This window comes from Burkholderia sp. WSM2230, from assembly GCF_000472445.1.
Classification (GTDB): Bacteria; Pseudomonadota; Gammaproteobacteria; order Burkholderiales; family Burkholderiaceae; genus Paraburkholderia.
In genome coordinates this window covers 253,354-275,869 of the sequence record NZ_AXAJ01000007.1, presented here as the reverse complement: position 1 = coordinate 275,869, position 22,516 = coordinate 253,354, and the positions used below count along the sequence as shown (strand labels likewise).

Here is a 22,516-nt window from a genome sequence, read left to right as displayed (position 1 = left end):
CATAGAATCGCATCGTGCGCGTTATGATCGGTCGTTACGCCAAAACGGCTGATCGCGCACGATGGAGCAAGCGTACGTCCACCTCCTGCATCTGCTGGCCGGCCATCCGGAATGGATGCTCACGGTCGTGTTCCTCGCGGCCTTTCTCGAGTCGGTCGCCGTCATCGGCACCTTCGTTCCCGGCAGCACCGCGATGTTCCTCGCGGGCGCGCTCACCGGCACCGGTTCGCTGAGCCTTGGCTGGGTGCTGGCGTGGGCGATAGCGGGCGCCATTGCCGGCGACGGCATCAGCTTCTGGCTCGGCAGCCGCTACAAGAGCCGCATCGTCAAACTCTGGCCGTTTTCCCGTCATCCCGAAGTACTGGAAGCCGGTTACCGCTTTTTCGGCAAGCATGGCGCGAAGAGCGTGGTGCTCGCGCGCTTTGTGGGACCGCTGCGCGCGATCGTGCCGGTGGTCGCCGGCATGCTCGGCATGTCGCCGCTGCGCTTTTACGCGATGAACGTGCTGTCCGCGCTTCTATGGGCGCCGGCGCATATCCTGCCCGGCGTGGTGTTCGGCGCGTCAGTGCTGCTCGCGGGCGCGGTTTCGTTCCGGCTCGTCGTGATCCTCGCGCTGTTCGTGGTGAGCATCTGGCTCAGCTATCGGGCAGCGGCTTTCCTGCTTTCGCACGCGCACGCATGGTCGAATGCGGCCGGCCGTCATCTCGGCAGCTGGGCTTGCCGCCACCCCGGACCGCTTGGCCGCGCCGCGCGAAGAATGCTCGACCCCGCAGCACCGGACGCGACCAGCATCCTGGTGGCGTCGTTGATCGTGCTCGTATGCGGCGCACTCTTCTTCGGCATTCTCGAAGACGTCATCACGGGCGATCCGATCACGCACGTCGACCAGTCCGTGTATCGCTTCATGCAATCGGTGCGCACGCCGTGGGGCGACGCCGTGCTCGCCGGCCTGGCGACGCTCGGCAGCACTGCCACGCTGGCCGCGCTGATCGTCACCGTCGCACTGTGGATGGTCTGGGAGCGGCGCTGGCGCACCATCGGCTACTGGCTCGCAGCCGTCGTCTTTTCGCAGATGCTGATCTTCGCCCTGCAATTCACGATGCAGCGCGCCGCGCCCAATGGGCTGATGACGAACGCATACGTGTTCCCGAGCAATCACGTGGCGGCGACGGTCATCGTGTATGGCTTTCTGGCTTTTCTGCTGGCGCGGCGGGTCGGCATGCTCGAAGGCCTGCTGGTCGGCACCGTGACGACCCTCGTCGTGATCCTTGTCGCCCTCGCGGGAGTGTACTTTGGCCGGTACTGGGTGTCGGATGCGATCGGCGGCGCGGCGCTCGCCTACGTGTGGGTGGCCATTGTCGCGCTCACTGCGATGTTGCGGCATCCGCAGCCGCCGCCCACGCGCCGGTGGATGCCGGCAATCGTGTTCGCGGTGGTGCTCGCGAGTGTCGGTGTGCAATCCGGTCTCGGCATGATGACGGCGCCGCCCGGCGCTCTCGCGCCGCTGCCGCTCGCACATGTCACGCGGCAACAGTGGACGCAGACGGTATGGAAGCAGTTGCCCTGCTATCGCTCGGACATGGGCGGCGACCGCAAGGAGCCGCTCACGCTGCAATGGGTAGCGGACGGCGAATCGCTTCGCCGGCAATTGCGCGGCGAGGGGTGGCTCGAGGGCACCGATCTGTCCGCGCACAGCCTGCTCTCGCTCGCCTCGCCGGATGTGCCCGCCACCGCGTTGCCCGTACTGCCGAAGCTGAACAACGGCGTACCCTCGTCGCTCGTTTTCATGCGTCCCGGCGAAACGCGCAACCAGCGCGACGTGCTGCGCTTCTGGCCAAGCGGCTATGCAGTCGGCAACGGCACCGCCGCCGTGCCGCTGTGGCTCGGCTCGATCGCGCATGAACGGCTCGTGCACGCCTCTTGGCCGCTCAACCTCGTGCGCGTGGACAAGCACATCTCCTCGTATGACAGCGGCGAGAAGCTGGGCGGCAACTCAGGCGCGAGCGTGGTCGCGACGGGGACCTGTCATGGCGTTCCCGTAGCGCTGCTCGCCTCGGTGGCGCAGTGATCGGCGCTACTCGAACGTCGCGCTGACCGAAAGCTGTACCGAGTTGCCCCTGGGCCGGTGGCTCGCCTGCACTTCGTTGACCCAGCGCAGCGCGGCCGATACCGGCGTTTTCGACACCTTGCCCGACCACGTGACCATCGGACCCAGGCCCCAGGCGTGGCCGCGCGCGCCGCCGACCCGGTCCGCGATGCCGCCGCTGTCGTCGGCGAGCTGCTGGATATAGCCGCCCACCACGCCCACGCCCCACCCGCTCTGAAAACGTTTGAGCGCGAGCATATCGAGCACGCTGACGGGCGCGTTGTGATAGTGCGTGCTGCTGTTCGGCGTATAGAAGCCGATACCGTAGTTGACCGTCAGTTCGATATTCTCCGAAGGGATCAGATGCGTGTACGCAATGGTCGGCGTGAAGGTCCACGTGTTCTCGCCGGCATTGGCGAGACGGCTCGTACTATACGAACCCGTCGGCGCAAAAATCTGCACGCTGAGTGCCACGTGGTCCGTCTTCGTGAGATGGTAGCCCGCGATCACCGGCACGAAAAACAGATCGGCGAACTCAGTCGAGTGATCGTTGGGAAGGATGCCGTTGAAGCTCGACGCATGGGTGTACTGCACAGGCACGCCGACGAGCGAGGCGAAATTCCATCCGCCCCACGTGACACCCCAAGGTTTCAGCACGTCCGCGATCGTGTAGACCACCTGATAGTTGAGACCTCGCGTGACATTTCCCGACACCGGCACCGTTTTCGATGCGCCGAGCGAACCTTCGTAGTAGATGGTTGCAAAAGAAACGATCCAGTCGGAGGTGGGCGGCACCACGCCTGCGTACGGCGACACCTGCTCGCCGGTAACGGGTCTGCCCACTCCGCCTTCTGTTGCGACGCACTCGCTGGCGTGGACGCACGCGAGCGCCGCCGCGGCGAGAGCGAGGCGCGCCGCCGTCCCCCGGGTCGCCGGACGCGATGCGCCGAGTCTCTCCAGCGCCGAGGCGCGCTGCGTCGATGCAATTGCCTTCATGCCGCCCCCTATTGGACCGTATAGCCCTTGCCTTGCATGCACGCGCCGTACGCATGCCAATAGGTGTTCATCGCCGATTGCTGGGACGACGCGGCGGCCTGCGCCTGTGCTGCGTGCTGCTGACGGCTGCGCACGCCGCCGGCGAGCGCGCCCGCGGTTGCGCCCACCGCGGCGCCGTGGCCGGCGTCATTGCCGCTCACTTCGCCGACCAGTGCGCCGGCGGCCGCGCCTCGCGCCGCGCCCCGGACGCGCGCGCCGGTTGGTCCCGCTGGTGGCGGGGGCGTCTGCGCGACGACAGCCGGATCGATGCCGGTGCTCTGCTTCGCCCAGGCGTAACACGCGCCGTCGTCCGAGATCTGCTGCTGTTGACTTTGTCCATGCGCGGGATATGTGGCCGGTTTCTGAGCAAAGGCGAGCGCACTCGCACTTGCGAGAACCACTGCGGCGAATCGCTTCATTTGAATCCTTGTCTTAAGGAAAGCTGATGGGTTCGACGTTGGCGGCATGACCCGGGACCGGCGCAGCTCGAACGTAAAGCATCTTACTTAACAGGATTCCTGCCACCGAGAGCACTGCAGCTAAACGCGATCAGCTTTACTTAACACTGCGCGCACTGATTCGTGCGCTACGATGCACGTCACCAGCAATGCCCCTCGCATCGAAGATAGGAAAGGCCATTGCTAAAAGCAAGCCTATGATTAGATATACCTGTATTTTTCCGGACCCGCTTTGCTTACTTTGGCATCCTTCCTGAATAGCGCTGCCTTAGGTCATCCTGTCGCCAACTTCAACTTGAATTTGTTTGGCTCAAGCATTGCAATTCCGTATGGAAGGGAGCTAATAATCTCGCCATTGAAAGAGCCGAAGCATTCCACACAAGGGCCTCACGTCTTGCCGCAAAACATCTGGTTCAGACCCATGGCATTTCGCAGTCCGATGCTTGTCACGCCGCTGACGACGCAAGAAGCTCATGCGCGGGCGTGCAAGCCGGGTTCGCTCTCACCCACACCACAACGAGACGTGCAACTTCGAAACACGGAGATTTCATCGTGAAACGCTCAGGCGCACACCAGAGGGCAACGCTGATCGCGCTTGCCATACTGGCCGGCTCGCCGGTCATGTTCGATGCCGCGGTTCCCGCGGCCCATGCGCAAACCACTGCGAAGATGTCGAATCAGCAGCTCGATTCGCTGACTGCGTCCGTCGCGCTCTATCCCGACGCACTGCTCGCGCAAGTGCTGATGGCGTCCACTTTCCCGCAGGACATTGCGGCGGCTGCCTCCTGGTCGAGGTCCAACCCCAACGTCAAGGGCGACGACGCGGTAAGAGCAGTCGCCGGCGAGCCGTGGGACCCGAGCGTGCAATCGCTGGTGGCGTTTCCCCAGGTGCTTGCGACGATGGCCTCGAAGCCCGACTGGGTCGCACAGCTCGGCAATGCATTTCTCGCGCAGCCGAACGACGTGATGGACTCCGTTCAGCGTCTGCGTAAACAGGCGCAGCAGGCAGGCAACCTCAAGACCAGTGAGCAGCAAAAGGTCATTGTCGAGCAGAGCACCATTCAGATCGTGCCGGCCAACCCGCAGGTCGTCTACGTGCCCACCTATAACCCAACGGTGGTGTATGGCACGTGGCCCTACCCTGCCTATCCACCGGTCTATGTGCCGCCGCCCCCTGGCTATGCGGCGGCGAGCGGACTCGCTGCCGGCCTCGCGTTCGGCGTGGGCGTCGCGATTACGAGCGCGCTGTGGAGCGACGTCAACTGGAACAACCACAGCGTCAACATCAATGTGAACCGGTACAACAACATCAACGTGAACCGGCGCCTCGACGTCAACAGCAACACGACCCGATGGAACCGCGATACCACGTTCAACCGCAATGCATCCGCGAATCCCGGCGGCGTGCAGCGCGACGCTTACCGTGGGCGCGACGTGTCCGCCTCGCGCGCGCAGGCGCAGCAGGCGTTGCAGAACCGCACCGGGCAGAACCTGGGCGGCAGCGCGAGCGAGCGTCTGCACGGCATTCAGCATGGCAGCCCGAACGCCGGCAACATTCAGGCCCGCGCGCAGAACGTGAACCGCGACAACGCGCTGCGCGGCGCAGGCAACGGCGCGGCCGCGCAGCAGGACATTCAGCGCGGGCAAGCGAGTCGCCAGGCGCAGGCCGGCGCGCGCAATGACTTTGGCGGCGCCGGTGGCCAGGAACGCGTCGGCTTCGGCGGCGGCGGCGGAGGGCAACCACACAATGCGGCGGGTGCAGGCGGCGCACAGCCACATGGCGGTTTTGGAGCGGGCGGCGGCGGACAGCGCCACTTAGGACGCCAACGTTGAACGATACCAGGAGCCGCTCATGAACCACATCGAATCGATTCGCGCTTGCGTCGCGAAAGTCACCGCACAGCGCTTGTCCCGTCATCTTGCCCGCACGGCGCTCGCGCTGTCGGCGCTGTTCGTCAGCACTGCACCGGCGCACGCGCAAGCTGTCTATCCGACCCCGGACGCCGCCGTGAACGCCTTCGTCGACGCGCTCGCCACCAACGACCACGCGGCGATGCAGCACGTGCTCGGCAAGTACTACAACCGCTTTATTCCGTCGAAGGACGTCGGAGAGGAAGACATCTACGACTTCCTGGGCGCGTGGGCTGCGGGCCACCGCATAATCGACGACGCCGAGCCGCTTCACGGCCGCCCAAGCAAGCATCTGTCGGTCGGCACGAGCGGCTGGACGCTGCCGATTCCGCTCGTGCAGGCGGAAAGCGGCTGGCGCTTCGATCCCGCGGCGGGCAGCGACGAAATCCTCACGCGCCGGATCGGCCGCAACGAACGCGCGGCGATCATGACCTCGCTCGCCTATCTCGACGCGCAGCGCGATTACCGCACGTTAACTGGACACTACGCGCAGCGCCTGATCAGCACGCCCGGCCAGCGCGACGGACTTTACTGGCCCACCGCTGCCGGCGAAGCGGAGAGCCCCCTCGGTCCGCTCGCAGCCGCGATGCCGAAAATCGGCTCGGTCAGCAAGGACGGTTACCACGGCTATCACTTCCGCATTCTGGGCGCGCAGGGTCCGCATGCGAAAGGCGGTGCGCTCGACTATGGGGAGAATGGCACGCTGGCCAAAGGCTATGCCCTCGTTGCGTGGCCTGCGGAATATGGCAAGACCGGCGTGATGAGCTTCATCATCAATCAGGATGGCCAGGTTTATCAGAAGAACCTCGGGCACGATTCGTCGCGCAAAGCCGCGGCGCTCAGATCGTTCGATCCCGATCCGTCATGGCAGCCCGTAGTGCCGTGAATGTGCCGTGCGTGCGCCGCGAGTGACGCAACCAGCGATGACAGCGGCGCTGTGCCGCCGTCATCGCCGATACTGACGCCGATGTCCGCATGAACGACGAAAACCTGATTGCCTGCCACGAGTGCGACGCGCTGTTCAGCAAGCCTCGCCTCAGCGGAAAGTCATGCGCGCGCTGCCTGCGCTGCGGCGCGATCCTGTACCGAGGTATGTCGCGCCGGCTCGACGGCATTTGCGCACTGACGCTTGCGTCATTGTTCACGTTCGTGATCGCACTCGGCTCTCCCATCCTCGAACTGGAAACCGGCGGTATTACGTCGCGCACCAGCCTGTTTGGTGCGCTGGTCGCGCTCTGGAACCAGGACATGCAACTGGTCGCGGCCATGGTGTTCTGCTCGACGGTGCTGTTCCCGCTGACCGAACTCGCCGCGCTGCTGTACGTGCTGGTCGCGATTCGTCAACGCTATGTGCCGCCTGGCTTCAATCGCGTACTGCGCGCAATCCAGTTCGTGCGGCCGTGGGGCATGATCGAGGTCTTCATGCTCGGCGTGCTCGTCACGATCGGGAAGATGGTTAGTCTCGCCCGCGTGATTCCCGGCGCGGCACTGTTCGCATTCGGCGCGCTGACGCTGATGCTCGTGCTCGTCGTCATGTTCGATCCGCGCACGCTGTGGGACCTCGCAGACGAAATTCCGAACGCGTCGCGCGGGGCAAAAGGGCCACAGGCGCCGCCACTCGCCGGAAAGCGCCGCGCCGTGCGGCGCACGGCATAAACACTGGCCAACGCGATGAAGACACTCACTGCATCCCATGCCGGACTGCTCGCCTGCCACGCATGCGGGCGCGTCGCGCGCCGCACGCCAGGCCACGCGGCGCAGCACTGTGCGCGCTGCGGCGCGCCGCTGCATCGCCGCAATCCCGACAGCCTTTCGCGCACGTGGGCTTTGCTGATCTCGGCCGCGATTCTGTATGTGCCGGCCAATCTGCTGCCCGTCATGCATACCTCGTCGCTGGTCGGCTCGGAAGACGACACGATCATCAGCGGCGTGATCTATTTCTGGACCTCGGGGTCGTGGCCGCTCGCCATCATCGTGTTCGTTGCGAGCATTCTTGTGCCGATGCTCAAGCTCACTGTGCTCGTGCTGCTCGCCGCCAGCGCGCAGCGCCGCTCCGCATGGCGCCCGATGGAACGCGTGAAGCTGTACCGGGTCGTGGAGCGCATCGGCCGCTGGTCGATGCTCGACGTGTTCGTCATCACGCTGACCGTCGCGCTGGTGCGCTTCGAATCGCTCGCGGTGATCACCGCGGGACCCGGCGCGCTGGCGTTCGGTTGCGTAGTGATCCTCACGATGTTGGCTTCCATGCAATTCGACCCGCGACTCATCTGGGACAACGTCGAGGGCGGCAACCCGCCCACGTCCCGCCCCGTTACAGAGGCGCCTCATGAATAGCACGCAAGACCCTGCCACGCCACCGGACATGCCGGACGCGCCCGATCCTGGCATCGAGCCGCGCCGCGGCTGGCTGCCCTCTCTCGTCTGGGTGGTGCCGCTCATCGCGGCGCTGGTCGGCATCGGGCTCGTCGTCAAGTCGGTCACCGAACGCGGCCCGCAGATCACGATCAGTTTCAACAACGCTGAAGGTCTCGAACCTGGCAAGACACAGGTCAAGTACAAGGACGTGATGATCGGTGCGGTCAAGGCGATCACGCTCTCGAAGGATCATTCGCATGTGGAGGTGACGGTGCAACTGAGCAAGCAGGCCGAAGACTTCGCGGTGAAGGACACGCGCTTCTGGGTGGTACGTCCGCGGATCGGCGCGAGCGGCGTCAGCGGAATCGGCACGCTGCTCTCAGGCGCTTATATCGGCGTAGACGCGGGCCGCTCGAAAGAAACGTACGACACCTTCGTCGGACTCGAGGCGCCGCCGCCCGTTACCGCCGACCAGAAAGGCCATCGCTTCACGCTGCATGGCGATTCGCTGGGCTCTATCGACATCGGCTCGCCCATCTTCTACCGGCGCGTGCAGGTCGGCCAGGTGTACGGCCTCTCGCTCGACAAGGACGGCAAGGGCGTGACGATGCAGGTGTTCGTGGCAGCGCCATACGATCAGTATGTCGGCACCAACTCGCGCTGGTGGCATGCAAGCGGCGTCAACGTGCGGCTCGATTCCAACGGCTTTGTCGTCAACACGCAATCCGTCACGTCGATTCTGGTTGGCGGCCTGTCGTTCCGCGCGCCGCCCGGCCAGGCGCCGGGACCGCAGGCAGCGGACTATACGAGCTTCCGTCTTGCCTCCGACGAAGCCGATGCGATGCGCGCGCCGGACGGCCCTCCCATGCGCGCCGTGATGAAATTCAATCAGTCGCTGCGCGGCCTGTCGGTGGGCGCGGCCGTCGACTTCCGCGGCATCGTGCTCGGCCAGGTGACGGATATCGGCGTCGACTACGATCCGCAGACGCGTAGCTTCACGATGCCCGTGACGATCGAACTGTATCCCGACCGCCTGAAGCGCCGGGCTCACGGCACGCCGGTTCCCGAACTCGGCACGGCCGAAAGCCAGCAACTGCTGCGGCAACTCGTCGAGCGCGGTCTGCGCGGACAGTTGCGCACCGGCAATCTGCTGACGGGTCAGCTATATGTCGCGCTCGACGTTTTCCCCAAAGCCGCGCCCGTCAGATTCGACGCTACGCGCGACCCGCTCGAACTGCCGACCATCCCGAACTCGCTCGACGCATTGCAAACGCAGGTCGCCGAGATTGCGAAGAAGCTGGAGCGCGTTCCATTCGATCAGATCGGCGCCAATCTGAACAACTCGCTGAAGAATGCCGACAAGCTCTTCGCGCAGTTGAGCACGGAGGTGATGCCGCAAGCGCGCGACACGCTCGCGGCCGCGAGGCAAACATTCAGTTCCGCCGAAGCCACGCTCAAACAGGACTCACCGATGCAGTCCGACATGCATCAGGCGTTGCAGGAACTCACGCGTACGCTGCAGTCGCTGAATGCGCTGGCCGATTACCTGGAGCGTCATCCGGAATCGCTTGTGCGCGGCAAGACAGGAGATCAGCCATGAGCCGCCATGAGGGCCGCCGGAGCGTGTCAGGAGTGCGCCGTTCACTCGCGGCGTTGGCCGCGTTGGCGGCGTGGACGGGATTGACAGGCGTGGCCGCGCTTAGCGCGTGTTCGTCGCCGCCGAGCGGTTTTTATACGCTGGTCGGCGGCATTCCGCTCAGCAAGAGTCGCAGTGCTGTGCCGCCCACGCTGCTGATCGACGTTGCGGCCGTCGACGTGCCCGCGCAAATCGCAAGAACGGCCTTTGTCATGCAGACCGGCGCGAATCGCGTGAAGGTGCTGGAGCAAACGCGTTGGGCTTCTTTGCCGGCCGACGAAATCCGCCAGGCGCTCTCGCAGGAACTCGCGCAGCGTCTCGATACGCTCGACGTCGCGCGCTCGCCGCGCCCTGCCGGTGTACCGGTCTACCGTGTCAGCATGAACGTGCAGCGCTTCGAGTCCTGGCCGGGCTCGCATGCGCTGATCGATGCGGTGTGGAGCGTGCGCGGGCTATCCGACCAGGCGGGGCTGACCTGCCGCAGCATCGTCAGCGAACCGGTCAGCGCGGGCAACGATGCGCTGGTCGCCGGGCATCGGAAGGCGCTTCAGCAAATCTCGGCAAATGTTGCCGACGCGATTCGTGCCCTCGACGCCGAGGCGCGCGCCCGTCGCCTCGTAGCGGGTCAAACCTCGACAGCGTGTCCCGTGTAATAGGGCCCTGTGCAGCGCGCCACTTGTTTCGATAGAAACCGCCGGTTGATATCGCTCGTAGCAAACTCGTGCGGCGCATTGCGTAGCTCTTCGCGCTTGAGAAAAAATTCTCAGCGGGGACCATGGTGCACTGCAGTGTGATCTCCCGATTCATGCATGCTACAAACGTACCGTACGTTTCAGGCTTCGGAGACAGACGGTGCAACGTAGCGCAGAACGTCTCCGGCACCCAGTCGCGCTCAGTTCGTCCGGAGGCTCGTCATGCCCTACGTTCCGTCCACGAGACATATCGATCGCATATGCAACGTCATAGAAGGACGGACGCAGCGTCCGGGCGCCGACGGCAAGCGCCTCGCGTCGTCGTATAAGCGCTCGCTCGAGCAATATCATCTGGACCCCGGCGCGACCGCCGGTCCGCGCATTCTCACGGTGCCCGAATTGCGCGACGTGCAGCATCGCGAGGAGTCGTTTCTGCGCGCGTCCGGCCAATGTCTGTCGCGCCTGCATGAGATGGTGCGCGAAGCAGACTATTGCGTGATGCTGACCGACGCACAAGGCGTGACGATCGACTACCGGGTCGACAAGGACCGCCGCCACGACTTCAAGCGCGCGGGACTCTATCTCGGCTCATGCTGGTCCGAAAGCGATGAAGGCACCTGCGGCGTTGCGACCGTGTTGCTGGACGCCGAGCCAATCACCGTACATCGCGGCGATCATTTTCGCGCGGCCTTCACTACGCTCACATGCAGCGCGTCGCCTATTTTCGGTTTGCACGGCGAATTGCTCGGCGTGCTCGATGCATCGGCCGTGCGCTCACCCGATGAACGCGAAAGCCAGCGGCTCGTCAACCACATCGTGCGGCAAAGCGCGCTGCTCATCGAGGACGCTTACTTCCTCAACGCGGCAGCCGACTGCTGGGTATTGCTCGCGCATCGCAACCGCCATTATGTCGAAGCGCAGCCGGAGATCCTGATCGCCATCGACGCGCGCGGCCACGCCGTTGCAGCGAACCGGCGAGCGCGCGAATGCGTGCCCGCGCTCAATCAGCTGCCTCGTCACGTGTCGGAGCTCTTCGACGTTCCGCCGGAGCGTCTGTTCGACGTAAAGGCAAACCGCGGCCTCGTTTCGCTCAGACTGAACGAAACCGGCTCGCCGCTCTTTGCGCGAGTGCGCGCACCGTCCGCTGCGCGCATCTCCAGACGCAGCAACGCCGCGCCGCGCGACACGAGCGCGACCCGCGAGAGCGACGTGCCGCACGATGCAGCGGTTATGTCGGAAACCGACGCGCTCGAGCGAAGCCGCATCGTCGACGCGTTGAACGACGCCAGGTGGCGCACCGACCTGGCCGCGCAGGCACTGGGCATGTCACGCGCGACGTTATACAGACGCATCGCGAAGCTGCGCATTCTGCCGCCGCACAAGTGCTAGCGGCTCCGCACCGATTCCCCTAGCGGGCACAGAACCCGCGTTCCCACCGAAGTTCAACTATCCGTTTCGTATGGAGGAGCAACCATGTCTGAAAACACTGCAAATCAGGCAATATCCAATGTACTGGAGAGCCTCGAGGCCGCGCTGAAACGCGGCGACACAGAGGCGGCCCTCGAGCTGTTCCAGCCCGACTGTTACTGGCGCGATCTGGTCGCGTTCACCTGGAACATCAAGACGCTCGAGGGTCGCGAGCAGATCGCCGCGATGCTCAATGCGCAGTTGGCCACAGTCAAACCGTCCAGGCTACGGCTCGCGGATAGCGAACCGGCAACGCAAGCGGATGGCGTCACCCAAGGTTGGATCACATTCGAAACGGCCGTCGCGCGCGGCACCGGCTTCATTCGCCTGAAGGAGGGCCGTATCTGGACTTTGCTCACGGCGATGGCCGAGCTAAAGGGTCATGAAGAGCCCAAAGGGCCGCTGCGGCCGATGGGTGCCGAACACGGCGCGCGCCGCGACCGCACCAGCTGGAAGGAACGGCGCGAGGCGGAGCTGGAAGCGCTCGGCAGTTCCGAGCAGCCGTATTGCCTGATTGTCGGCGGCGGCCAGGGCGGCATTGGGCTCGGTGCCCGGCTGCGGCAGCTGGGTGTGCCGACTATCATCGTCGACAGGAACGAAAGGCCTGGCGATGCATGGCGCAAGCGCTACAAGACGCTCTGCCTGCACGATCCGGTGTGGTACGACCATATGCCTTACCTGCCCTTCCCCGACAACTGGCCGGTCTTCACGCCGAAAGACAAGATCGGCGACTGGCTCGAGATGTACACGAAGGTGATGGAGTTGAACTACTGGGGGTCGACGGTCTGCAAATCGGCGCGCTACGATGAAACGAATGGCGAATGGATCGTCGAAGTCGAGCGTGGCGGACAGCCAGTCACACTGCGCCCGAAGCAGCTCGTGCTTGCCACTGGAATGTCCGGCAAGCCGAATATTCCCAGCTTCAAGGGCATGGATGTGTTCAAGGGCGAACAGCATCATTCGTCGCAGCATCCAGGGCCGGACGCATATCACGGCAAGAAGGTCGTGGTGATCGGCGCGAACAATTCGGCTCACGACATCTGTGCGGCGCTATGGGAAGCAGGTGTGGACGTGACGATGGTGCAGCGCTCGTCCACGCACATCGTGAAGTCCGATTCGCTAATGGAGTTCGCGCTCGGCGATCTTTATTCGGAGCGCGCGGTGGCCGCGGGCATGACAACCGCGAAGGCGGATCTTACCTTCGCATCCATTCCGTACGCGATTCTTCATGAGTTCCAGATTCCGGTCTTCAACGCGATTCGCGAGCGCGATGCCGAGTTCTATGCGCGCCTCGAAAAGAGCGGCTTCATGCTCGATTTCGGCGACGACGACTCCGGCCTCTTCATGAAGTATCTGCGTCGCGGCTCGGGCTATTACATCGACGTGGGCGCATCCGAACTCGTCGCCGACGGCAAGATCAAGCTCAAAAGCGGCGTCGACGTTGTCGAATTGAAAGAACATTCGGTATTGCTCAGCGACGGCAGCGAACTTCAAGCGGATCTCGTTGTGTACGCAACCGGCTACGGCTCGATGAACGGCTGGGCCGCCGACCTCATTTCACGCGAGGTGGCCGACAAGGTCGGCAAAGTGTGGGGGCTCGGCTCGAACACCACCAAAGACCCCGGGCCGTGGGAAGGCGAACAGCGCAACATGTGGAAGCCGACTCAACAGCAGGCGCTGTGGTTTCATGGCGGCAATCTGCATCAGTCGCGTCATTACTCGCAGTATCTGTCCTTGCAACTGAAGGCTCGCATGGAAGGCATTCCGACACCGGTTTATGGATTGCAGCAAGTTCACCACCTCTCGTAGGTAGGAAAGTATGGTGGCCGGCTCGTCTATTTGCCGGCCTTTCTATGCACTCATTTCCTCGAGAAGAAAGTCGACCAGCGCGCGTTGATGCGCATTCAGCACGCCGCCGGAGCTGACGAGCGCAAGCTCTGTCGGCGGCAAAGGGGGAAAGCCGTTGCATAAGCGATGCTCGGGCAGTACTGCTGTAGTGGGCAGAACCGAAATGCCGAGGCCAGAAGAAACCGCTGCCTGAATGCCTGTCAGGCTATGGCTCCCAAATGCGACGCGCCAACGCCGATGCGCTTTGTCGAGGCCGCGAATCGCGCGCTGCCTGTACACGCAGCCTTGCGGAAAAGCGCGAGCGGAATGGGTTCGTCGGAAGACGGTTCCGGCGCTTGTGCATTCGCCCCTTGTACCCACACGAGCGACTCCGGCCACGCGGCAAGACACTCGCCGCTTCCCGGCTCGCGCTTGATCAGCGCAATTTCTATTTCACCACTGGAGAGCCTGCGTTGCAGGTCGGCACTCATGCCGGCCACCGTTTCGAGCCGAACGCCCGGCCTCGTCTTGACAAAGCCCGACAACATGGCCGACATGCGGCGTGCGTCGAAATCTTCGGGCACACCTATGCGAAGCGGTGTGACCGCCACGTCGCTCGTGAGCGCGTCTTGTGCCTCCTGTGCCAACGCAAGCAGGCGCCGCGCGTATTGCGCAAGCAGTTCGCCGTGCTCGGTTGCCGTCACCTGATTGCCCGTGCGGTCCCGCATCAGCAAGGTGCGGCCGACCACTTCTTCCAGCCGTCGAACCTGTTGGCTCACGGTAGATTGCGTGCGATGCACGCGCTCGCCGGCACGCGTGAAGCTGCCTTCGTCCACCACGCAAATCAGCGTATTCAGCAGGTCGAGATCAAGCATGATGGGCTCGCTTGGTTATTTGCGATGCAACTGACGTCGAGAGATTAATTTAATTTTCCAATAACCGTCAATGCGCCTAACCTTGAGGCCATTCACGGACCGACTCACTTCAGGAGCACACTTCATGTCACTGGATCACACCGCGCGCCCACGCTGGCTCACGTTCGACTGCTACGGCACATTGATTCAATGGGACGAAGGCCTGCAGGCCGCGGTATGCGAGATTCTTCAGACCAGGCGTGCTGACCACGTCGATCCAGCGAAACTGATCGCGGTGTATGACCGGCACGAACACGCGCTCGAGCAGACTGCACCACACCGCTCGTTTCGCGAAGTGGCAGCCGCCGCGTTACGTCTTGCACTCGCCGAACTCGGCTTGCCCGGTGACGCAGAGGACATCCGCACATTGACCGACCGCATCTCGGCCATGCCGCCGTTTCCGGAAGTAGTCGACACATTGCGGCGACTCAAGCACGATGGTTATCGCCTGTGCATCGTGTCGAATACCGACGACGACATCATTGCCGGCAACGTCGCGCAACTGGGCGGTTTCGTCGACCGGGTTATTACCGCCCAGCAGGCGGGTGCCTATAAGCCCAACCGGCGGCTGTTCGATTACGCGCACGCGCAGCTGGGCGTGACACGCGACGACGTCGTGCATATCTGCGCGAGTCCGCATCTCGACCATGCGGCCGCGCGTGACATCGGTTTTCGCTGTGTATGGATCGACCGCGCAACAGGCCGTACGCTACTATCCGACTACACGCCTGATGCAACGCTCTCTACACTGGATCAGGTGCCGGCGCTTTTTGCTTCGCTCGGCTGGTGACTTTGAGGAACGACCAATATGGCGCATACACTTTCTTCTGTTGGCTCGCCGCAATCGTCGTCGACGCTGCGACTCGACTCCGACGCCGTCAGCGAGGCGCGTATCGAACTCGCGGCATGCTTCCAACTGGCGGCGCAATATGGTTTCGAAGAGGGAATCTGTAATCACTTTTCAGCAGTAGTGCCCGGACACGACAATCTGTTTTTCGTGAATCCGTACGGCTATGCGTTCTCGGAGATCACTGCATCGCGGCTTCTGATCTGCGATTTCGACGGACATGTCGTGGCCGGCGACGGCCAGCCCGAAGCAACGGCGTTTTACATTCACGCGCGATTACATCGGCTAAAGCCCCGCGTGAAGGCCGCTTTTCACACGCATATGCCGAACGCCACTGCGTTATGTCTGCTGGAAGGTCCACCGCTGTTGTGGCTCGGGCAAACCGCCCTGAAGTTCTACGGCCGCACTGCCGTCGACGAAAATTACAACGGCCTCGCACTGGACGATTCGGAAGGCGATCGCATCGCCACGGCAACCGGCGACGCCGACATTGTGTTCCTCAAGAATCATGGCGTCATGGTGATGGGCGAGAGCATTGCAGAAGCATGGGACGACCTGTATTACCTGGAGCGCGCAGCGCAAGTGCAACTCAAGGCAATGAGCAGCAATCGCGCACTAAAGGCCGTGCCGCACGAAGTGGCGCAACGTACCTCTGAACAGATGCGCGCCGCCGACAAGGAAAGCGCACGTGCGCATCTTGAGAGCGGAATGCGGGAGTTGCGCAGGCGTGGGATTGTGTTCGATCAATAGCCTACTTGCGTGCTTTATGCGCGGCGGCGACTGCATCGAGTCCCGCCATGACGAAGCGGGTGAAGTCTTCCACAAGCGCAGTCCTGTCTTTTGCAACGGCGGGCAGCAAAGCTGCCTGCACTTGGCGCGGCGCGATCATCAGTGCGATGCAAGGCAGCACGCTCAACATCAACGCTCGCTGCACGGCCGGCTCTTGCGGATTCAACTGCAATACTTCTCCGATCAGTCCGAGCAATACAGCGGCCTTTGGGCGCACCGCCTTTTCGATGAGCGCAGGCATGGCTGGCGACGGCGACAACACTTCGCGCAGCATCAGCATGAACCCCCACGGCGCGCCGTTGCTAGTGGAAAGTCCCACGAATCGCGAGATAACCGCGCGCAATTTGTCCCGCGCATCGCCCGGTCCTTCAGTCAGCGCTGACAGTTCGTCAAGGCTCACCACCTGACGGTGCGCCTCCACGAGCGCCGCCTCATAAAGCGCCTCACGGCTGCCGAAGTGGTAGTTCACCGACGCCATCGGCGTGCCCGCGCGCTCGCATATTTCCTTGCTGGTCGCATCGGCAAAACCGCGCGCGGCGAATATCTGTCCCGCAGTGTCCAGCAGATGCTGGCGCGTTGCCGCACCGTCAGGCCGGCTCGCGCGCTTCATACGTCCCGATTCTTGTGTTTGCTTGCGCGGTCCCGGCTCCCTGACCGGCTTTGCATGTTCTGTATGGCGCGTGCGTGCCAACGCCGCCGCGGATTTTCTGGCGGGTTTTACTTCCCTGCTCCTGTCTGTCATTTTCGCAGCAGTCGTCGCTCGTTTTGTCGGCATGGGGATGGGCAGGCCCGGAAGAATAGTTTGAATTCAAATTTCAATTCGCATATATTCATTGTACTTCATCCGCGCGGACCATAACCAATGAAGCACCTCATCACCTGGGGCAGACAGCCGGCATACGCACTGCTTATCGGCGTACTGCTCGCAGCATGCTCGCACCGCGAAGAAAACGCATACCAGGGTTATATAGAAGGCGAATTCGTGTACCTGGGGTCGTCACAGGCGGGCAAGCTCGTGCAGCTGCAGGTAGCGCGCGGTCAAACCGTAAAAGCAGACGCGCCACTCTTCGCGCTCGATTCTGTGGACGAAACCGCTGCGCTGCAACAGGCACAGCAGCAACTCGCGGCGGCCCGCTCGCAACTCGTCGACATTCAGACCGGCAAGCGCGTGCCGGAAGTCAACGTCAACCGCGCGCAGCTCGCGCAGGCTACGGCGAACGCGCGCAAGGCGGCGCTACAACTCGTACGCGACGAAGCGCAATACAACGCAGGCGGCATTTCGAAAGCCCAGCTCGACGATTCGCGCGCGAATGCGGACGCCACGTCTGCGCAAGTGCGCGAACTCACGAGTCAGGTCGAAGTCGCGCGGTTACCCGCGCGCTCGCAGCAGATCACTGCGCAACAGGCACAAGTCGCCGCGGCCGAAGCCGTTGTCGCACAGGTTCAGTGGAAGCTGGATCAGAAGCGCGTAACCGCACCCGCGGACGGGCTTGTCTACGACACGCTCTATCGCAGCGGTGAGTGGGTGCCTGCGGGCAACCCGGTCGTGCAAATGCTGCCGCCGCAGAACATCAAGGTGCGCTTTTTCGTGCCGGAAACGCTGGTCGGTACACTCGCCCCTGGCCGCGAAGTGTCGATTCACTGCGACGGATGCGCAGCGGATTTGCCCGCGAAGATCACCTACGTGTCGAGCAAAGCGGAGTACACGCCACCAGTCATCTATAGCAACGAAAACCGCGCCAAGCTCGTTTTCATGATCGAGGCGCACACTGCCGTTGCGGACGCAACGAAACTTCACCCGGGGCAGCCGGTGGCGGTGGTGCTCAAATGAGCGCAGGCGCCCCCGACTATGTCATCGACGTGCATGGCCTGAACAAGCATTTCGGCGACAAACATGTGGTCAACGACGTTACATTGCAGGTGGCACGCGGCGAAATCTTTGGCTTTCTCGGGCCGAACGGCAGCGGCAAGACCACGTCTATCCGTTTGATGTGCGGACTGCTTACGCCGGACTCCGGAAACGGCACATGCCTCGGTTACGACATCCGCCGCGAGAGTGCGCAGATCAAGCGCAACGTGGGCTATATGACGCAGCGCTTCTCGTACTGGGAAGACCTGACGATTCGCGAGAACCTCGACTTTGTCGCGCGCGTCTACCAGATGCGTAACCGCCGCGAAGTGGTCGACAGATCGCTCGAGGCACTTGGACTGCAAAGCCGCGCCAACCAGCTCACCGGCTCGCTGTCCGGCGGCTGGAAGCAACGTCTTGCACTCGCCGCCTGCATGCTGCACGAACCCAAACTGTTGCTGCTCGACGAACCGACAGCGGGCGTCGACCCTACCGCGCGCCGCGACTTCTGGGAGGAATTGCATCGGCTCGCGGCGCGCGGCATTTCCGTGCTGGTCAGCACGCACTACATGGATGAAGCCGAGCGCTGCCACAAACTCGCCTATATCGCCTACGGAAAATTGCTGGCGCAAGGCACATCGAGAGAAGTAATCGAGTCACAGGACCTCGCCACATGGTCCATTCAGGGCGAGCATCTCAGCGAACTGTCCGAGAAGCTGCGTGCCACACCTGGTGTCGATCAGACCGTCGTATTCGGCGCCGCGCTGCATGCAAGCGGGCGCGATCATGCTGCGTTGGAGCGCGCGCTCAGGCAAGCCACTGCCGGCACGAACTTGCGCATGGAGCCGATCGAAACAGGACTTGAAGACGTGTTCATCTATCTGATGAGTCATTCGCGAGACAACTTTGGAGCTCGATCGTGAGCACAGTGACCGCCTTTTCGTTGACGCGCTGGTGGAGCGTGGTGCTAAAGGAGTTCCTTCAGTTACGGCGCGACCGCGTGACGTTCGCAATGATCGTCGGCGTGCCCATCGTTCAGCTTGCGCTATTCGGCTTCGCCATCAACACCGACCCCAAGCATCTGCCCACCGCTGTCATCGTTCACGACCAGAGCGAATTCTCGCGCAGCTTCATCGCGGCAATGACCAATTCCGCGTATTTCGACATCGTCGAAACGCTGCCCGACGAGGAAGCGGGACGCCGCGCGCTCGCGCAAGGCCGCGTTCAGTTCGTGCTCACAATACCCGTCGATTTCTCGAGGAAGCTGCTCCGCGGCGAACATCCTTCGTTGCTGGTCGAAGCAGACGCGACCGACCCGACGGCGACCCACACCGCCGTCGCCGCGCTGCCCAACCTCGTGCAGCCGGTCGCCGACAAGGACATCAGGGGACCGCTCGCGCATCTGAACGGCGGGCAAAGCGCGTTCGACGTGCAGGTCCACAATCTCTACAACCCGGAAGGGATTACGCAGTACAACGTGGTTCCCGGACTCATGGGCGTCATTTTGACCATGACGCTCGTGATGATGACAGGCCTCGCCGTCACGCGCGAGCGCGAACGCGGCACGATGGAAAACCTGCTCGCTACGCCGGTGCTACCCGTCGAGGTCATGACCGGCAAGATCGTGCCTTATGTCGCGATTGGGCTGATTCAGGCGTCCATCATTCTGATCGCAACACGCTTCGTGTTTCACGTGCCATTTGTGGGAAGTCCGGTCGCAATCTACCTGGCCGCGCTGCTCTTCATTGCCGCGAATCTCACAGTGGGCATTACGTTGTCGTCGCTCGCGCAGAACCAGTTGCAGGCTATGCAGCTTACCGTGTTCTATTTCCTGCCGAATATTCTTCTGTCCGGTTTCATGTTCCCGTTCGCGGGCATGCCGCAATGGGCGCAATTCATCGGCAACCTGTTGCCATTGACTTATTTCAACCGGCTCATTCGCGGGATTGTTCTAAAGGGCGACGGCTGGGCGGACCTGTGGCCGTCGGTATGGCCCCTTGCGCTTTTCACTGCCGTTGTCATGGCGATTGCACTGCGCTTTTACCGGCGCACACTCGACTAGGAAGAACTTTGATGAAACCACTTCTTGTTGTGTGCGCAATCATTCTGAGCGGCTGTGCAGTCGGACCTGATTTCAACGCCCCCGCCGCGCCGGAAACACAAAGCTACACCCGGGGCGCAATGCCCGAACGTACGGTCTCGTCCAATGACCCCGCAGGCGCCTCCCAGACGTTCACCATCGCGCCAGGCGTCATGCCGATGTGGTGGCGCGAATTCCAGTCCGACGCACTGAACCGTCTCGTGGATGAAGCGTTGCACCAGAACCCTACGCTAGCGCAGGCACGCGCGAGCCTGGTTCAGGCGCGAGAAAACTACACGGCGCTCGCGGGCACGACGCAATTCCCAAGTATCGACGCAACGCTTTCCGGCACACGCCAGAAGGTCGATCCAGCAGCGTTCGGCATTCCGAATGTGCAGAATGCGGGACCGTTTTCGTTGTTCGGCGCATCGGTCAGTGTTTCCTACGCGTTTGACATATTCGGCGCTAATCGCCGTGCGCTTGAGGCAAGCATGGCGCAAGTCGATTACGAGTCGTATGAACTCGATGCAGCGCGCCTGAGCATTGCGGGCAATATCGTGTCTACCGCCGTGCGGCGCGCGTCGTTGCAGCAGCAAATAGCGCTGACGCAGCGCCTCGCCGATGCACAGGCACATCAGCTATCGATCATGGAAGCGCGCTTCGCCGCCGGCGGCGTTTCGCAACTGGATGTACGCAGCCAGCGCACGCTGCTCGCACAGACACGTGCAGCACTGCCGCCGCTTGCAACACAGCTTGCGGCCGCCGATCATCAACTCGCCATTCTGCTCGGGCGGGCACCCTCGCAAGCAGATTTCGACGACCTCACTTTCGATGCGCTGCACTTACCTCTGGATATTCCGCTTACTTTGCCGTCCGCACTCGCGCGTGCGAGGCCCGACATCAGGGCGGCGCAGGCCTTGCTGCACGAGGCGAGCGCGAACGTGGGCGTCGCAACGGCCAACCTGTATCCGCAATTTGCACTGTCGGCGGGAATCGGCTCGCAGCGAACGCGGATCGGCGACATCGTGAATGGCCTGAACATCTGGAATATCGGGCTCAATCTGACGCAGCCGATTTTTCACGGAGGAGAACTGCACGCGAAGAAGCGCGCGGCCGAGGCCGCCTATGAGGGCGCCTTCGCCAACTATCGGCAAATCGTGTTGCAGGCATTGCAACAGGTGGCCGACTCGCTGACCGCCATGCAAAACGACGCGCGCGAACTGCAGGCTCGCGCCGAGGCCGCGCAGGAAGCGCAAGCGAGCCTGAACGTCGCGAGTGAGCAGTACGCGGCTGGCGGCATCAGTCAGTTCGCTCTTCTGGACGCCGAACGTCAGTCCTTGCAGACTGCACTGGATCGGACTCGCGCACAGGCAAACCGCTTCTCGGACACCGCTGCGTTGTTCCAGGCGCTCGGCCAGGGCGTGACAGAGGCCTCCGCACGCGGCACCTTCTAACGGACCGCCGGTTTGCCTTGCGACTAAAGTTGCGCTTCAATAGCCGCCTTATCTATAACCGACCACACCTGGCCGATTCTCTCGCCGCGAAATTCATAGAAAACATTTTCGGTGAAGCTCACTGTTCGGCCGTTGACCTCGAGACCGAGAAATCTGCCTTTCGGCGTGCAATTAAAGCGCAGCCGCGCCGCGACATACGCCGGGTCGGCAAGCAGCAGCTCGATGTCGAAATGAAGATCTGGAATGTCGCGGAAGTCTCTCTCGAGCATTGCGCGGTAGCCTGAATAACCGATCCGCCGGTCGTTGTAGTACACGTCGTCATGCACGAATTGCGGCAACTTCTGCCAGTCCTGTCTATTCAGGCACGCAATGTAGCTTCGATAAATGTCCGAGAGATCGAGTTGGGTCATGACAATCGTTCCATTCCTCGTCAAACGATAGAACCACGAATTCTTCATTGCGCCGCCCACGCGAGCAAGCCATGCGCCCGCGGCTCTCAGCCGCTATTCTGCGATCCACTTGAGGAGGAGGAATAGGCGTTGCTAAATCATTGCCTGTTGTCGCGGACTTCCTTTCACTCGCACTGATACGGAGCACCTCATGAACGCAGTCGTCCTTAATCAACCGGATGTTTCCCAGCAAAACCATCAAATCGCCTACGAGTTTGCCGCAAAAGCCGTTGCCGGCGTTGAAAAAGTTGTCGAACTGAACCTGCAGACTGTGAAGACTTCACTATCCGAACAACAGGCGCTTGTCGACGCGGCGCTTTCTTCCGGATCTTTGGGTCAGATATTCGACCTGCAGTTCCAGCAGGTTCCCGCTGCAATAAAAAAGACGTGCGCCTATTGGGGGCACGTCGAAGACATTGCAGTAGACGTGCACAATGATTTTACGAGTGTGGTGCAAGACAGTTTGCAAAGTTATCTGTCCAGCCTGTTCTCGCTTCTTGATGGCGCTGCGTGGATTGGCATCGTGTCTACTGACCGTACGAATATCACGAGTCCACTTGCGATCGAACAGCCACCGGCCCCGAGCAACGAGCCTGTCGTGATCGTCGACAGTTCCGGCAATGTCGTTTCGTCGAGCCCTCGAGCCAATCTGCACTAGGTGCGACCA

The 22,516-nt window shown here is 62.5% G+C and carries 20 protein-coding genes and 1 pseudogene; 16 read left to right on the top strand and 5 right to left on the bottom strand.

All coding sequences use genetic code 11. From position 1 onward, the window contains the following. Nucleotides 1–61: 61 nt before the first annotated feature. Nucleotides 62–2,068: a bifunctional DedA family/phosphatase PAP2 family protein gene (locus A3AC_RS0116420; RefSeq protein ID WP_025600152.1), complete on the top strand. Its 2,007-nt coding sequence runs from the start codon at nucleotides 62–64 to the stop codon at nucleotides 2,066–2,068. 6 nt (nucleotides 2,069–2,074) lie between these two features. Here A3AC_RS0116420 and A3AC_RS0116415 read toward each other — a convergent pair whose 3' ends face one another. Further along, entirely contained in the window at nucleotides 2,075–3,082 is a 1,008-nt protein-coding gene (locus tag A3AC_RS0116415; protein WP_025600151.1) for a SphA family protein, read from the bottom strand. Between the two features lie 8 nt (nucleotides 3,083–3,090). Next, entirely contained in the window at nucleotides 3,091–3,540 is a 450-nt protein-coding gene (locus A3AC_RS0116410) for a YMGG-like glycine zipper-containing protein (RefSeq protein WP_025600150.1), read from the bottom strand. Nucleotides 3,541–4,131: 591 nt separating this feature from the next. Between A3AC_RS0116410 and A3AC_RS0116405 the strand changes: the two genes are divergently transcribed. The 8 genes from A3AC_RS0116405 to A3AC_RS0116370 all read left to right on the top strand — a co-directional run bounded on the left by A3AC_RS0116405 (nucleotide 4,132) and on the right by A3AC_RS0116370 (nucleotide 13,449). Next, nucleotides 4,132–5,412 (top strand): DUF3300 domain-containing protein, encoded by a 1,281-nt coding sequence (locus A3AC_RS0116405; RefSeq protein WP_025600148.1) that lies wholly within the window; start codon nucleotides 4,132–4,134, stop codon nucleotides 5,410–5,412. A gap of 19 nt (nucleotides 5,413–5,431) precedes the next feature. Next, complete coding sequence (locus A3AC_RS0116400) at nucleotides 5,432–6,376, top strand: DUF2950 domain-containing protein (protein ID WP_025600147.1); 945 nt, start codon at nucleotides 5,432–5,434, stop codon at nucleotides 6,374–6,376. A gap of 89 nt (nucleotides 6,377–6,465) precedes the next feature. Next, nucleotides 6,466–7,146 (top strand): paraquat-inducible protein A, encoded by a 681-nt coding sequence (locus A3AC_RS29260; RefSeq protein ID WP_084515479.1) that lies wholly within the window; start codon nucleotides 6,466–6,468, stop codon nucleotides 7,144–7,146. Nucleotides 7,147–7,161: 15 nt separating this feature from the next. Next, entirely contained in the window at nucleotides 7,162–7,824 is a 663-nt protein-coding gene (locus A3AC_RS0116390) for a paraquat-inducible protein A (RefSeq protein WP_025600145.1), read from the top strand. Then, nucleotides 7,817–9,445, top strand: a complete 1,629-nt coding sequence (locus A3AC_RS0116385) for a PqiB family protein (RefSeq protein WP_025600143.1) — start codon at nucleotides 7,817–7,819, stop codon at nucleotides 9,443–9,445. Before A3AC_RS0116390 ends, A3AC_RS0116385 begins: the two co-directional genes overlap by 8 nt. Then, entirely contained in the window at nucleotides 9,442–10,134 is a 693-nt protein-coding gene (locus A3AC_RS0116380) for a PqiC family protein (RefSeq protein ID WP_025600142.1), read from the top strand. The genes A3AC_RS0116385 and A3AC_RS0116380 overlap by 4 nt, the downstream gene beginning before the upstream one ends. Nucleotides 10,135–10,395: 261 nt before the next feature. Beyond that, the gene (locus tag A3AC_RS0116375; protein WP_025600141.1) at nucleotides 10,396–11,562 is read left to right on the top strand and encodes a sigma-54-dependent Fis family transcriptional regulator; all 1,167 of its coding nucleotides are present in this window, start codon (nucleotides 10,396–10,398) and stop codon (nucleotides 11,560–11,562) included. A gap of 84 nt (nucleotides 11,563–11,646) precedes the next feature. After that, the gene (locus tag A3AC_RS0116370; RefSeq protein WP_025600139.1) at nucleotides 11,647–13,449 is read left to right on the top strand and encodes an NAD(P)/FAD-dependent oxidoreductase; all 1,803 of its coding nucleotides are present in this window, start codon (nucleotides 11,647–11,649) and stop codon (nucleotides 13,447–13,449) included. A gap of 42 nt (nucleotides 13,450–13,491) precedes the next feature. On the opposite strand, the pseudogene A3AC_RS29255 reads toward A3AC_RS0116370, so the two are convergent. After that, nucleotides 13,492–14,342: pseudogene (locus A3AC_RS29255) on the bottom strand (LysR substrate-binding domain-containing protein). Nucleotides 14,343–14,466: 124 nt separating this feature from the next. Here A3AC_RS29255 and A3AC_RS0116360 point away from each other — a divergent pair. Then, a complete protein-coding gene (locus A3AC_RS0116360) occupies nucleotides 14,467–15,171 on the top strand; it encodes a haloacid dehalogenase type II (protein WP_025600138.1) in 705 nt (234 codons plus the stop codon). A gap of 18 nt (nucleotides 15,172–15,189) precedes the next feature. Continuing rightward, nucleotides 15,190–15,978: an aldolase gene (locus A3AC_RS0116355; RefSeq protein ID WP_025600137.1), complete on the top strand. Its 789-nt coding sequence runs from the start codon at nucleotides 15,190–15,192 to the stop codon at nucleotides 15,976–15,978. A 1-nt stretch (nucleotide 15,979) separates the two neighbouring features. Here the strand turns inward: A3AC_RS0116355 and A3AC_RS29250 are convergent, their stop codons facing one another. Continuing rightward, nucleotides 15,980–16,792, bottom strand: coding sequence for a CerR family C-terminal domain-containing protein (locus tag A3AC_RS29250; protein WP_025600135.1), 813 nt, complete (start codon nucleotides 16,790–16,792; stop codon nucleotides 15,980–15,982). An 87-nt stretch (nucleotides 16,793–16,879) separates the two neighbouring features. On the opposite strand from A3AC_RS29250, the gene A3AC_RS0116345 reads away from it, so the two are divergent. Genes A3AC_RS0116345 through A3AC_RS0116330 form a run of 4 tightly spaced genes read left to right on the top strand, consistent with a single transcriptional unit; the run spans nucleotide 16,880 to nucleotide 21,400 of the window. Then, entirely contained in the window at nucleotides 16,880–17,848 is a 969-nt protein-coding gene (locus A3AC_RS0116345) for an HlyD family secretion protein (protein ID WP_025600134.1), read from the top strand. Next, nucleotides 17,845–18,789, top strand: coding sequence for an ABC transporter ATP-binding protein (locus A3AC_RS0116340; protein ID WP_025600133.1), 945 nt, complete (start codon nucleotides 17,845–17,847; stop codon nucleotides 18,787–18,789). The genes A3AC_RS0116345 and A3AC_RS0116340 overlap by 4 nt, the downstream gene beginning before the upstream one ends. Then, complete coding sequence (locus A3AC_RS0116335; protein ID WP_025600131.1) at nucleotides 18,786–19,928, top strand: ABC transporter permease; 1,143 nt, start codon at nucleotides 18,786–18,788, stop codon at nucleotides 19,926–19,928. The genes A3AC_RS0116340 and A3AC_RS0116335 overlap by 4 nt, the downstream gene beginning before the upstream one ends. An 11-nt stretch (nucleotides 19,929–19,939) precedes the next feature. Next, on the top strand, nucleotides 19,940–21,400 hold the full coding sequence (locus A3AC_RS0116330) for an efflux transporter outer membrane subunit (protein WP_025600130.1): 1,461 nt from the start codon (nucleotides 19,940–19,942) through the stop codon (nucleotides 21,398–21,400). 23 nt (nucleotides 21,401–21,423) lie between these two features. On the opposite strand, the gene A3AC_RS0116325 is transcribed toward A3AC_RS0116330, so the two are convergent. Continuing rightward, the gene (locus tag A3AC_RS0116325) at nucleotides 21,424–21,810 is read right to left on the bottom strand and encodes an ester cyclase (RefSeq protein ID WP_025600129.1); all 387 of its coding nucleotides are present in this window, start codon (nucleotides 21,808–21,810) and stop codon (nucleotides 21,424–21,426) included. Nucleotides 21,811–22,000: 190 nt separating this feature from the next. On the opposite strand from A3AC_RS0116325, the gene A3AC_RS0116320 reads away from it, so the two are divergent. Beyond that, nucleotides 22,001–22,507 carry a phasin family protein gene (locus A3AC_RS0116320; protein WP_025600127.1) on the top strand — a complete coding sequence of 169 codons (507 nt, stop codon included), beginning with the start codon at nucleotides 22,001–22,003 and terminating at the stop codon, nucleotides 22,505–22,507. The last annotated feature ends 9 nt before the right edge of the window (nucleotides 22,508–22,516 follow it).

What these genes read in the sequence shown, in the direction of transcription:
- A3AC_RS0116420 (WP_025600152.1), top strand. Translation starts at nt 62, where the DNA reads ATGGAGCAAGCGTACGTCCACCTCCTGCATCTGCTGGCCGGCCATCCG.
- A3AC_RS0116415 (WP_025600151.1), bottom strand. Translation starts at nt 3,082, where the DNA reads ATGAAGGCAATTGCATCGACGCAGCGCGCCTCGGCGCTGGAGAGACTC.
- A3AC_RS0116410 (WP_025600150.1), bottom strand. Translation starts at nt 3,540, where the DNA reads ATGAAGCGATTCGCCGCAGTGGTTCTCGCAAGTGCGAGTGCGCTCGCC.
- A3AC_RS0116400 (WP_025600147.1), top strand. Translation starts at nt 5,432, where the DNA reads ATGAACCACATCGAATCGATTCGCGCTTGCGTCGCGAAAGTCACCGCA.
- A3AC_RS29260 (WP_084515479.1), top strand. Translation starts at nt 6,466, where the DNA reads ATGAACGACGAAAACCTGATTGCCTGCCACGAGTGCGACGCGCTGTTC.
- A3AC_RS0116390 (WP_025600145.1), top strand. Translation starts at nt 7,162, where the DNA reads ATGAAGACACTCACTGCATCCCATGCCGGACTGCTCGCCTGCCACGCA.
- A3AC_RS0116385 (WP_025600143.1), top strand. Translation starts at nt 7,817, where the DNA reads ATGAATAGCACGCAAGACCCTGCCACGCCACCGGACATGCCGGACGCG.
- A3AC_RS0116380 (WP_025600142.1), top strand. Translation starts at nt 9,442, where the DNA reads ATGAGCCGCCATGAGGGCCGCCGGAGCGTGTCAGGAGTGCGCCGTTCA.
- A3AC_RS0116375 (WP_025600141.1), top strand. Translation starts at nt 10,396, where the DNA reads ATGCCCTACGTTCCGTCCACGAGACATATCGATCGCATATGCAACGTC.
- A3AC_RS0116370 (WP_025600139.1), top strand. Translation starts at nt 11,647, where the DNA reads ATGTCTGAAAACACTGCAAATCAGGCAATATCCAATGTACTGGAGAGC.
- A3AC_RS0116360 (WP_025600138.1), top strand. Translation starts at nt 14,467, where the DNA reads ATGTCACTGGATCACACCGCGCGCCCACGCTGGCTCACGTTCGACTGC.
- A3AC_RS0116355 (WP_025600137.1), top strand. Translation starts at nt 15,190, where the DNA reads ATGGCGCATACACTTTCTTCTGTTGGCTCGCCGCAATCGTCGTCGACG.
- A3AC_RS29250 (WP_025600135.1), bottom strand. Translation starts at nt 16,792, where the DNA reads ATGCCGACAAAACGAGCGACGACTGCTGCGAAAATGACAGACAGGAGC.
- A3AC_RS0116345 (WP_025600134.1), top strand. Translation starts at nt 16,880, where the DNA reads ATGAAGCACCTCATCACCTGGGGCAGACAGCCGGCATACGCACTGCTT.
- A3AC_RS0116340 (WP_025600133.1), top strand. Translation starts at nt 17,845, where the DNA reads ATGAGCGCAGGCGCCCCCGACTATGTCATCGACGTGCATGGCCTGAAC.
- A3AC_RS0116330 (WP_025600130.1), top strand. Translation starts at nt 19,940, where the DNA reads ATGAAACCACTTCTTGTTGTGTGCGCAATCATTCTGAGCGGCTGTGCA.
- A3AC_RS0116325 (WP_025600129.1), bottom strand. Translation starts at nt 21,810, where the DNA reads ATGACCCAACTCGATCTCTCGGACATTTATCGAAGCTACATTGCGTGC.
- A3AC_RS0116320 (WP_025600127.1), top strand. Translation starts at nt 22,001, where the DNA reads ATGAACGCAGTCGTCCTTAATCAACCGGATGTTTCCCAGCAAAACCAT.